The organism is Bradyrhizobium sp. NAS96.2 (genome assembly GCF_001908235.1).
Classification (GTDB): Bacteria; Pseudomonadota; Alphaproteobacteria; order Rhizobiales; family Xanthobacteraceae; genus Bradyrhizobium.
The window spans coordinates 1-10,419 of sequence record NZ_LGHK01000299.1 but is presented as its reverse complement, the minus strand read 5'-3'; the positions used below and the strand labels follow the sequence as shown (position 1 = coordinate 10,419).

The 10,419-nt window shown below is 64.0% G+C and carries 10 protein-coding genes; 8 read left to right on the top strand and 2 right to left on the bottom strand.

Annotation, left to right across the window (positions count from 1 at the left end; all coding sequences use genetic code 11):
• Positions 1 to 129: 129 nt before the first annotated feature.
• Complete coding sequence (locus AC628_RS40205) at positions 130 to 777, bottom strand: alpha/beta hydrolase (RefSeq protein WP_016843213.1); 648 nt, start codon at positions 775 to 777, stop codon at positions 130 to 132.
• Between the two features lie 438 nt (positions 778 to 1,215).
• Between AC628_RS40205 and AC628_RS40200 the strand changes: the two genes are divergently transcribed.
• The 8 genes from AC628_RS40200 to AC628_RS40165 all read left to right on the top strand — a co-directional run bounded on the left by AC628_RS40200 (position 1,216) and on the right by AC628_RS40165 (position 8,883).
• The gene (locus tag AC628_RS40200) at positions 1,216 to 2,373 is read left to right on the top strand and encodes a cysteine desulfurase family protein (protein ID WP_074132274.1); all 1,158 of its coding nucleotides are present in this window, start codon (positions 1,216 to 1,218) and stop codon (positions 2,371 to 2,373) included.
• Between the two features lie 94 nt (positions 2,374 to 2,467).
• A complete protein-coding gene (gene sufB, locus AC628_RS40195) occupies positions 2,468 to 3,964 on the top strand; it encodes a Fe-S cluster assembly protein SufB (protein WP_074132272.1) in 1,497 nt (498 codons plus the stop codon).
• A 60-nt stretch (positions 3,965 to 4,024) separates the two neighbouring features.
• Positions 4,025 to 4,777 (top strand): Fe-S cluster assembly ATPase SufC, encoded by a 753-nt coding sequence (sufC, locus tag AC628_RS40190; RefSeq protein WP_074132281.1) that lies wholly within the window; start codon positions 4,025 to 4,027, stop codon positions 4,775 to 4,777.
• Between the two features lie 17 nt (positions 4,778 to 4,794).
• Complete coding sequence (sufD, locus tag AC628_RS40185) at positions 4,795 to 6,117, top strand: Fe-S cluster assembly protein SufD (RefSeq protein WP_074132271.1); 1,323 nt, start codon at positions 4,795 to 4,797, stop codon at positions 6,115 to 6,117.
• Positions 6,114 to 7,361: a cysteine desulfurase gene (locus AC628_RS40180; RefSeq protein ID WP_143202066.1), complete on the top strand. Its 1,248-nt coding sequence runs from the start codon at positions 6,114 to 6,116 to the stop codon at positions 7,359 to 7,361. Before sufD ends, AC628_RS40180 begins: the two co-directional genes overlap by 4 nt.
• A complete protein-coding gene (locus tag AC628_RS40175) occupies positions 7,358 to 7,729 on the top strand; it encodes an SUF system Fe-S cluster assembly protein (protein ID WP_021081118.1) in 372 nt (123 codons plus the stop codon). Before AC628_RS40180 ends, AC628_RS40175 begins: the two co-directional genes overlap by 4 nt.
• Positions 7,730 to 7,795: 66 nt before the next feature.
• Positions 7,796 to 8,194 (top strand): HesB/IscA family protein, encoded by a 399-nt coding sequence (locus AC628_RS40170; protein ID WP_502689834.1) that lies wholly within the window; start codon positions 7,796 to 7,798, stop codon positions 8,192 to 8,194.
• Between the two features lie 218 nt (positions 8,195 to 8,412).
• On the top strand, positions 8,413 to 8,883 hold the full coding sequence (locus tag AC628_RS40165) for a TfoX/Sxy family protein (RefSeq protein WP_074132276.1): 471 nt from the start codon (positions 8,413 to 8,415) through the stop codon (positions 8,881 to 8,883).
• An 11-nt stretch (positions 8,884 to 8,894) separates the two neighbouring features.
• On the opposite strand, the gene AC628_RS40160 is transcribed toward AC628_RS40165, so the two are convergent.
• A complete protein-coding gene (locus AC628_RS40160; protein ID WP_074132266.1) occupies positions 8,895 to 9,962 on the bottom strand; it encodes a GGDEF domain-containing protein in 1,068 nt (355 codons plus the stop codon).
• Positions 9,963 to 10,419: the final 457 nt, after the last annotated feature.

Sequence of the window (10,419 nt, the reverse complement as noted above, 5' to 3'; positions counted from 1 at the left end):
CGGAAAAGCTCACAACGCAGCCCTCATCGCTTGCGCACGGAAGCTGCTGATCTATGCCAACACTGTCGTCCAGCGCGGAACGCCTTGGCTCGAAACAACCGTCACGGCTTAATGGTTGCTACAAGCGCCTCAGCGCACGTTGGCTAGCCGCATGTCGAGATAGCCGGTCACCGTCTCCATCAGCGGCTCGAGCTTGCCGTCGAAGAAGTGGTTGGCGCCGGGGATGACCTGCTGGTCGATCACGATGCCCTTCTGCGTCTTCAGCTTCTCGACCAGCGTGTTGACGTCCTTGGGCGGCACCACGGCATCCTTGTCGCCATGCACGATCAGGCCCGACGATGGGCAGGGCGCGAGGAACGAGAAGTCATAGAGATTGGCGGGCGGCGCGATCGAGATGAAGCCCTCGACCTCCGGCCGGCGCATCAGGAGCTGCATGCCGATCCATGCGCCGAACGAGAAGCCCGCGACCCAGCAGGCACGCGCCTCGGGATTGATCGCCTGCGCCCAGTCGAGCGCGCTCGCGGCGTCGGACAATTCGCCGGTGCCGTGGTCGAACGAGCCCTGGCTGCGGCCAACGCCACGGAAGTTGAAGCGCAGTACCGAGAAGCCGCGATGCGCAAACGCGTAGTAGCACTGGTAGACGATCTGGTGATTCATCGTGCCGTGGAACTGCGGATGCGGATGCAGGATCATCGCAATCGGCGCGTTCTTCTGCTTGGCCGGATGATAGCGGCCTTCGAGACGGCCAGCGGGGCCGGTGAAAATGACTTCAGGCATTGTGTTCCCTTGATTGACGCGTTCCCTTGATTGACGTCGATCAATCAACCGGTTGGAGCCATCTTCAGCGACGGGGCGCGAACAGGGCGGCTCATGATGAAATCGGCACAGGCGCCGTCGGGCGGCACGCTGGAGGGCCTTCTAGCATGACGCAAGGGGCAAAAATCAAGGAAATTGTGCCGCTTGGCCGGCGTGAATCCGCGCGGCGCGGTGCGATCCGGATCAACACGCCGAATTGTTCGTTGGCTACCTGAAGTTTTGGTTTGTCACATTGCTATCGCGCTCGCCGCAAACGGATGTCTTGCCTGGCAACACCGATGAGGTTTCCGTGCGCGTGAAAATCTCAGGCACCGCTGACTCTGATCTGGTCTCGCTGCCCGACTGTCGTTATGTCGCAGTGGAAGGCCGCAACCACGGTGGTTGCCGCGGACAAGCTCGATGGCCGATCGCGTCTATCTCGACTGGAATGCCACCACGCCGCTTCGCCAGGAAGCGAAAGCGGCGATGGCCGCGGCGTGGGAGCTGAGCGGCAACCCGTCCTCGGTGCACAGCGAGGGACGCCGCGCGCGCCGGCTGGTCGAGGATGCCCGCAATGCGGTGGCGAAGGCGGTCGGCGGCCGGCCGCAGGACGTCGTGTTTCTCTCCGGCGGGACCGAAGCCAATGCGCTCGCCTTGACGCCGGGAATGCGCCGCGCTGCGGGCGCGCCGGTCGAGCGGCTCCTGGTGTCCGCGATCGAGCATGCGTCCGTCCTCGCGGGTGGGCGGTTTTCGCGTGAAGCGATCGGCACCGTCAATGTCACGCGCGCCGGGGTGATCGATCTCGATCATCTGCGCGCGCTGCTTGCGGATGGTCCGCCCGCGCTGGTCTCGGTGATGCTGGCGAACAACGAGACGGGGGCCATCCAGCCAGTGGCCGACGTCGCCGCGATCGTCCACGCGGCCGGCGGTCTGCTGCATGTCGATGCGATCCAGGCGTTCGGCAAGATCCCGTTCGACCTCGCCTCGATGAAGGCCGATCTCGTGACGCTATCGGCGCACAAGATCGGCGGACCGAAGGGCACCGGCGCGCTGGTGCTCGCCGAAGGCGTCGAAGGACTGGAGGCGTCGCTGCGCGGCGGCGGGCAGGAGCTCGGGCGGCGGGCAGGGACCGAGAACGTCTCGGGGATCGCAGGCTTTGGTGCGGCCGTGAAGGCCGCGATGGCGGCGTTGAAGGCCGACGCCGCCCGCGTCAGGGGGCTGCGCGACCGGCTCGAGCACGGGCTGCGGCAGACGCCGGACGTGCTGGTGTTCTCGGATGACGTGAAACGGTTGCCAAATACCGTTCTCTTCACTGCGCCGGGGCTGAAGGCCGAAACGGCGGTGATCGGGTTCGACCTCGGGGGGGTAGCTGTGTCCTCCGGTTCCGCCTGTTCGTCGGGCAAGGTCCAGCCATCTCACGTCCTGAAGGCAATGGGATACCGTTCGGAGGTGTCCCAGGGAGCGGTGCGGCTCAGTCTTGGCTGGTCTACCACGGAGACAGACGTGGATTTGACCCTCAAGGCTTGGCGAAAGCTCGCCGATACCTTAGTTAAGGGGAAACGACGAAACACAGCTTGAACAGTTCTAAGCGGACTTCGTCGTCAAAGCATCGTAAGAGATTTTCGGAACTTGAGATCCACCGCGGTCCTTGAAACCGCGAGCGGAGGATTGAATGCCTGCTGTACAAGAGACGGTCGAGCGCGTCCGGCGCATCGACGTCGACCAGTATCGATATGGGTTTGAGACGCTGATCGAGTCCGACAAGGCCCCGAAGGGGCTGTCGGAAGACACTGTCCGCTTTATCTCCGCAAAGAAGAATGAACCGGCCTGGATGCTGGAGTGGCGCCTGGAGGCGTATCGCCGCTGGCTGACCATGACCGAGCCGACCTGGGCGCGCGTCGACTATCCGAAGATCGACTATCAGGACATCTACTACTACGCGGCGCCGAAGCCGAAGAAGACGCTGTCCTCGATCGACGAGATCGATCCGGAAATCCTCAAGACCTACGAGAAGCTCGGCATTCCGCTGCGCGAGGTCGCGATCCTGGAAGGCGTCGAGCCGCCGCCCGGCGGCGAGCAGACGCCGAACCGCAAGATCGCGGTCGATGCCGTGTTCGACTCGGTCTCGGTTGCGACCACCTTCCAGAAGGAGCTGAAGGCGGCCGGCGTGATCTTCATGCCGATCTCGGAAGCGATCCGCGAGCATCCCGACCTGGTGCAGAAATATCTCGGCACCGTGGTGCCGACCTCGGACAACTATTTCGCGACGCTGAACTCGGCGGTGTTCTCGGACGGCTCGTTCGTCTACGTGCCGCCGGGCGTGCGCTGCCCGATGGAGCTGTCGACCTATTTCCGCATCAACGAGCGCAACACCGGCCAGTTCGAGCGCACGCTGATCATCGCCGACAAGGGCTCCTACGTTTCCTATCTCGAAGGCTGCACCGCACCGCAGCGCGACGAGAACCAGCTGCACGCGGCCGTGGTCGAGCTCGTCACGCTCGACGACGCCGAGATCAAGTATTCGACGGTGCAGAACTGGTACCCCGGCAATTCCGAGGGCAAGGGCGGCATCTACAATTTCGTCACCAAGCGTGGCGACTGCCGCGGCAAGAATTCCAAGATCTCCTGGACCCAGGTCGAGACCGGTTCGGCGATCACCTGGAAATATCCGAGCTGCATCCTGCGTGGCGACAATTCGAGCGGCGAGTTCTACTCGATCGCGATCTCGAACGGTTTCCAGCAGGTCGACTCTGGCACCAAGATGATCCACCTCGGCAAGAACACGTCGAGCCGGATCATCTCCAAGGGCATCGCCGCCGGCAAGTCGCAGAACACCTATCGCGGCCTCGTCAGCGCGCATCGCAAGGCGACCGGCGCGCGCAACTACACCGCCTGCGATTCGCTTCTGATCGGTGACAAGTGCGGCGCGCACACCGTGCCCTATGTCGAGGCCAAGAATTCCTCGGCGACGTTCGAGCATGAGGCGACGACGTCGAAGATTTCCGAGGACGTGCTGTTCTACTGCATCCAGCGCGGGCTCTCGCAGGAGGAAGCCGTCGGCCTCGTCGTCAACGGCTTCGTGAAGGACGTGCTGCAGCAACTGCCGATGGAGTTCGCGGTGGAAGCGCAAAAGCTGATCTCGATCAGCCTTGAAGGTTCGGTTGGCTAATCCATCCCGCTTGCGGGCGCGGCCGACGCGCCCTCTCGGATGATGCTCAGGAAAAATCAGATGTCTCTGCTGGAAGTGAAAGATCTCAAGGTCCGTGTCGAGGAACGTGAGATCCTCCATGGGCTGTCGCTCACGGTGAACCCGGGCGAGGTGCACGCGATCATGGGGCCGAACGGCTCCGGCAAGTCGACGCTGTCGCACGTCATCGCCGGCAAGCCCGGCTATGAAGTCACCGGCGGCCAGATCCTGTTCAGGGGCGAGGACCTCCTGGAGATGGAGCCCAACGAGCGCGCTGCCAATGGCGTGTTCCTGGCGTTCCAGTATCCGGTCGAGATTCCCGGCGTGACCACCTGGAACTTCCTGCACGCGGCGCTCAACGCCCAGCGCAAGGCGCGCGGCGAGGACGAGATCTCGTCGCCGGCCTTCCTCAAGAAGGTCCGCGAAGTCGCCAAGTCGCTGAACATTCCGCAGGACATGCTGAAGCGCGGCGTCAATGTCGGCTTCTCCGGCGGCGAGAAGAAGCGCAACGAGATCCTGCAGATGGCCCTGTTCGAGCCGGCCGTCTGCATCCTCGACGAAATGGATTCCGGCCTCGACATCGACGCGCTGCGGATCGCGGCCGACGGCGTCAACGCGCTGCGCTCGCCGGAGCGCGCGATGGTCGTGATCACCCACTACCAGCGGCTGCTCAACTACATCGTGCCTGATTTCGTGCACGTGATGTCGAAGGGCCGGGTGGTGAAGAGCGGCGGCAAGGAACTGGCGCTGGAGCTGGAAGAGTCCGGCTACGCGCAGTTCGAAGACGCTGCCTGACAAACACGGGTTTTCAAATGAACGTTGTCGCAAAGACCGAGACCGGGCGCGCGCTGGGCGATGCATTCGCCTCCGCGCGCGACCGTCTGCCGGGCAAGGGCAAGATCGCCGATCAGCGCCGCCAGGCGTTCGAGGCCTATGAGCGCTCGGGCCTGCCGCATCGGCGGATCGAGGACTGGAAATACACCGATTTGCGCGCGCTGATGCGCGAGGTGCTGCCGCTGGCGCCTGCGCCGGATGCCGCGGCGCTGGGTCGCGCTGCTGCCGCCGCCAAGCTGCGGGCGATCGACGGCGTACGCCGTCTGGTGCTGGTCGATGGCGCGTTTGCGCCTGATCTGTCCGATCTCGGCAGCCTCGAGAAGGGGCTCGGCATCCGTCCGCTGCGCGAGGTGCTCGACGCCGGCGATGGCGCGCTCTCGGCGCAGGCCTTTGCCACTGACATTTCCGATCCGATGATCGCGCTGAACGGCGCGATGGCGACCGATGGCGTCGTCATCGAGATCGCCGACGGCGCGGTGCTGGCGCAGCCGCTGCACATCGTGCACGTCGCCTCCGGCACGGCGCCGGCCTCGATGTTTACGCGCTCCCTGCTGCGGCTCGGCCGCGATACCAATGTCACGCTGGTCGAGAGCTATCTCGCCGGTGAGGGCACCAAGGCCTATCAGGCGCATGACGCGCTGATCGTCGCGATCGGCGACAATGCGCGGTTCGACCACGTGCGCCTGGTTGAAGACAGCATCGATGCCTTCAACATTTCCTCGGCGACGATTTCGCTCGGCGCGCACGCCCACCTGAACACGTTCGGCCTGACCTCGGGCGGTCATGTCAGCCGCTATCAGCTGACGGTGACCTGCGCCGGCGAGGGTTCGAAGGTCGAGACCAACGGTGTCAATCTGATCAACGGCACGCAGCACGCCGACACCACGCTGTTCATGGATCATGCGGTGCCGCACTGCGCCAGCCGCGAGATCTTCCGTGCCGTCGTCGACGACCGCGCCCATAGCGTGTTCCAGGGCCGCATCATCGTCCGTCCGGATGCGCAGAAGACTGACGCCAAGATGATGACCCGTGCGCTGCTGCTGTCCGATGACGCCGAAGCCGACAACAAGCCGGAGCTCGAGATCTTCGCCGACGACGTCACCTGCGGTCACGGTGCGACCACCGGTGCGCTCGACGAGAGCCTGTTGTTCTACATGCGCGCCCGTGGACTGCCCGAGAAGGAAGCGCAGGCGCTGCTGATCCAGGCTTTCGTCGGCGAGGCGATCGAGAGCATCGCCAGCGACGCGTTGCGCGAGGTCGCAATTGCCACCGCGCAGCGCTGGCTGGAGGCGAGGGCGTGAGCATGCACAAGGCGGTCGCCAACGGTTCTTACGACGTCGCGCTGGTGCGGCAGGATTTCCCGGCGCTCGCCGTGCAGATCTACGGCAAGCCGCTGGTCTATCTCGACAACGCGGCCTCGGCGCAGAAGCCGAATGCGGTGCTCGACCGCATGACCGAGGCCTACAAGAGCGAATATGCCAACGTGCATCGCGGCCTGCATTACCTCGCCAATGCCGCGACCGAGGCCTATGAGGGCGCCCGCGGCAAGGTCGCGCAGTTCATCAACGCCCGCCGCAATGAAGAGATCATCTTCACCCGCAACGTCACCGAGGCGATCAACCTGGTGGCGTCGTCCTGGGGCGGAGAGAACATCAAAGAGGGCGACGAGATCGTCCTCTCGATCATGGAGCACCACTCCAACATCGTGCCGTGGCACTTCCTTAGGGAACGTCAGGGTGCCGTGATCAAGTGGGCGCCGGTCGACGATGAAGGCAACTTCCTGATCGAGGAGTTCGAGAAGCTCCTGACCCCGCGCACCAAGATCGTCGCCATCACCCAGATGTCGAACGCGCTCGGCACGCTGGTTCCGGTCAAGGAGGTGATCCGGCAGGCCCACGCCCGCGGCATTCCGGTGCTGGTCGACGGCGCGCAGGGCGCGGTGCATCTGCCGATCGACGTCCAGGACCTCGACTGCGATTTCTACGCCTTCACCGGCCACAAGGTGTACGGGCCGACCGGTATCGGTGCGCTCTACGCCAAGCACGATCTCTTGGTGGCGATGCGGCCGTTCAACGGCGGCGGCGAGATGATCCGTGAAGTGGCCAAGGACTGGGTCACCTATGGCGATCCGCCGCACAAGTTTGAGGCCGGGACGCCGCCGATCGTCGAGGCGATCGGGCTGGGTGCCGCGATCGACTACGTCAATTCGATCGGCAAGGAGCGCATCGCCGCGCATGAGCACGAGCTGCTCACCTATGCGCAGGAGCGCCTGCGCGAGATCAACTCGCTGCGCGTGATCGGCACCGCCCGCAACAAGGGCCCGGTGATCTCGTTCGAGATGAAGGGCGCGCATCCCCACGACGTCGCGACCGTGATCGACCGCCAGGGCATTGCCGTGCGCGCCGGCACGCACTGCGTGATGCCGCTTTTAGAGCGGTTCAACGTCACGGCCACCTGCCGCGCATCCTTCGGGATGTATAATACAAGGGAAGAAGTCGACCATCTGGCGCAGGCGCTGATCAAGGCGCGGGAATTGTTCGCATGACCGATACAGCCGAAGTCAAGACGGCCACCATGGAAACCACCTCTGCACTGCCGGCGGAGGAGACCGAGCGCATGAGCGGCGAGATCGTCGCGGCGCTGAAGACGGTGTTCGACCCGGAAATCCCGGCCGACATCTACGAGCTCGGCCTGATCTACAAGGTCGACCTCAAGGATGATCGCTCGGTCGACATCCTGATGACCCTGACCACGCCGAATTGCCCGGCCGCCGGCGAGCTGCCGACCATGGTGGAGAACGCGGTTGCCAGCGTTCCCGGCGTCGGTGTCGTCAACGTCAATCTGGTCTGGGATCCGGCCTGGACGCCGGACCGGATGTCGGACGAGGCGCGCCTCGTCCTCAATATGTGGTGATGCGTTAGGGGTTCGAATCTAGGCTCTAGAATGACCGGCAATTGATTTGCCGCTGGGACTGACCACATGAGTGACATGACGCAAGTTTCACCACCCCCAGCCAAGCCGAAGCGGCCGCGCCCACAGGTCATGAAGCTGACCGATGCCGCGGCGGAGCGGATCACCGAGCTGACCAAACGCGCTGATTCCGAGATCGTCGGCCTGCGCGTCGGCATCAAGAACGGCGGCTGCGCCGGACAGTCCTACACCGTCGAATACGCCCACGAGATCCGCCCGACCGACGAAGTGGTCGAGGACAAGGGCGTGAAGATCCTGGTCGATCCGAAGGCCGTGCTGTTCCTGCTCGGCACCGAGATGGACTACGTGGCGGACAAGATGCAGGCCCAGTTCGTGTTCAACAACCCGAACCAGGTTTCCGCCTGCGGCTGCGGCGAATCGGTGCAGCTCAAGCCGGCCACGGTTTAGAAGATCAAGGGAACGCCGGTCGCTGCGGCGCACCCACCAATTCCATCCGGCGTCATTGCGAGGAGCGATAGCGACGAAGCAATCCATGGGGCCGCATACCCGGTTGGATGGATTGCTTCGCGGAGCCTGTCATCGGGCGCGCGTTCGCGCGACCCGTTGGCTGACGTGGATGGAGACGCGCTCCTCCCCTGAGCGCGCAAAGCGGGGCGATGGGCAACATGGACCGCGAATTCTTGATCGACCTGTTCGCCGATTTCGGCCCGGTCACGCTGCGCCGGATGTTCTCCGGCTACGGCATTTCCGCTGACGGCACCAATTTCGCGCTCGCGCTGCGTGCCGGGCTCTACTTCCGCGCCGACGAAGAGACCATCCCGCAATTCGAGGCGGAAGGCTGCGGGCCGTTCCAGTACCAGACGCGTTCCAAGACCGTGACGGTGAACTCGTACTGGCAGCTGCCGGCGCGGCTGTTCGACGATTCTGAGGAGCTTGCGGTCTGGGCGCGCTCGGCGCTCGGCGCCGCCCAACGCGCCGCGCCGCGCAAGCGGCCAAGGAAACGACCGGCTACGCGAAAGACGAAGGCGCCGACGAAGAAGGCTGCAAACAAGAAGGTTCCGGCGAAGAAGTCCGGCGCGAGAAAGCTTTCAGTCAAGAAGAAGCGTGTGCCCAGGAAACGGTCGTCGTCCTTATAGGAGCGATCAGATCACGCCACGCGCGTTTGCGTCTCGGCGCTGAATTCCGGATCGGCCTCGCAGATCACGCGGTTGCGGCCGGCGCGCTTGGCGGCATAGAGGCAGGCGTCGGCGCGCTCGATCAGCGAATCCGTGTCGTCGGCCGGTTTCAGCATGGAGACGCCGACCGAGATCGTGACCCGGCCGAGGATCTCGCCGGTCGACTTCTTCTTCAGCTCCTTGGCCATCACGGCACGGCGGATATGATCGGCGACCGTCAGCGCCTGGCGCAGCGCGGTGTTGGGCAGCACGACAGCGAATTCCTCGCCGCCGTAGCGGGCGGTGATGTCCTGGCCCTTGATGGTCTGCTTCAGCGACTGCGCCACCAGCCGCAGCACCTGATCGCCGGTGAGATGGCCGTAGGAATCGTTGAACGACTTGAAGTGATCGATGTCGAACATCAGGAGCGACAGCGGCTCGCCGCTGGCCAGCGCGGCCTGCACCGCCATCTCCATCGAGCGGTCGAAATATTTCCGGTTGCCGAGGCCGGTCAGCGGATCGGTCAGGCTCTCGGCGCGGATTGCCTCGAGGCTGTGTTGCAGCTCGTTGATCTCAGACTTGGACAGCGCGAGCCGGTTCTCGAGCGCTTGATTGGTCTCGCGCATCTCGCGGGTCGATTTGGCGAGCCCCTCGACGATGGTCTTGATCTGGTCGCGGGTCGTTGCGGTCGAGAGGCGGTCGCTGGCGCCGACGAGGCTGGCGTCATAGGTCGCGGACACACCGAGCGCATCGGTGATCAGCTTCATGACGGCATCAATCTCGCCGATGACGCGCGCACCGACCTTGTCGATGCGGTCCGAGGTCTTGATGTGCGAAAGATAGGTTTCGTAGATCTGCTCGAGATCGGATTCAGAGAGCTTGCCGCTGCGCGCCAGCGTCTCGTTGATGACCTTGTTGAGCGGTGCGTTGTATCCGGTCGCGTAGACGTACCAGATCTCATAGTTGCGGGGGACGGCGGTCTGGCGAAGCGAGCGGATCTGACCAAGTGCGACTTCGGCAAAGGCCAACGTACGTTCGTGTTCGTCCAGCAGTTTGACCACTGTTACGTCCTCAATGCACCAATGCCGGTCATGCCCGGCAGCAATGACTAAATTATAGGGGCGAGGGTACGGGACGAGAGTGAAGGCAAGGTAAACAGTAGAACTACGGGATGCCGGCCGCGACTATCGTTCAATGCGCCTGACACCGCCGTATTCGCGCGGCTTTCGGGAGTTTTTCGCTTGCGTGTCAACGCGATGCGAAAACGATGCGCATTTGTTTCAAACGCGGGAAATCAGGGCGTGCAACGACGGCCGGCGGCAACATCAACTGTCCGGAATACCGCCGCTGGCGCGGCGGCAATATAGCAAGCCTTAGGCGCGTGCGCGCACCGGTCGCAGCAGGAAGGCGGGCAGGTGCGAATGATCGGCGGGCTCGTGGTCGACCTCGCGCTGCGGCCGACGCGGCTCGGCACGCCCGATCGACGGCACGTGCGACGGGGGCGGCCTGGGGCGAGGT

Excerpts from the sequence above, each read along its gene's own strand:
- AC628_RS40205 (WP_016843213.1), bottom strand. The coding sequence starts at position 777 with ATGCCTGAAGTCATTTTCACCGGCCCCGCTGGCCGTCTCGAAGGCCGC.
- sufD (WP_074132271.1), top strand. The coding sequence starts at position 4,795 with ATGAACGTTGTCGCAAAGACCGAGACCGGGCGCGCGCTGGGCGATGCA.
- AC628_RS40200 (WP_074132274.1), top strand. The coding sequence starts at position 1,216 with ATGGCCGATCGCGTCTATCTCGACTGGAATGCCACCACGCCGCTTCGC.
- AC628_RS40165 (WP_074132276.1), top strand. The coding sequence starts at position 8,413 with ATGGACCGCGAATTCTTGATCGACCTGTTCGCCGATTTCGGCCCGGTC.
- AC628_RS40175 (WP_021081118.1), top strand. The coding sequence starts at position 7,358 with ATGACCGATACAGCCGAAGTCAAGACGGCCACCATGGAAACCACCTCT.
- AC628_RS40170 (WP_502689834.1), top strand. The coding sequence starts at position 7,796 with ATGAGTGACATGACGCAAGTTTCACCACCCCCAGCCAAGCCGAAGCGG.
- sufC (WP_074132281.1), top strand. The coding sequence starts at position 4,025 with ATGTCTCTGCTGGAAGTGAAAGATCTCAAGGTCCGTGTCGAGGAACGT.
- sufB (WP_074132272.1), top strand. The coding sequence starts at position 2,468 with ATGCCTGCTGTACAAGAGACGGTCGAGCGCGTCCGGCGCATCGACGTC.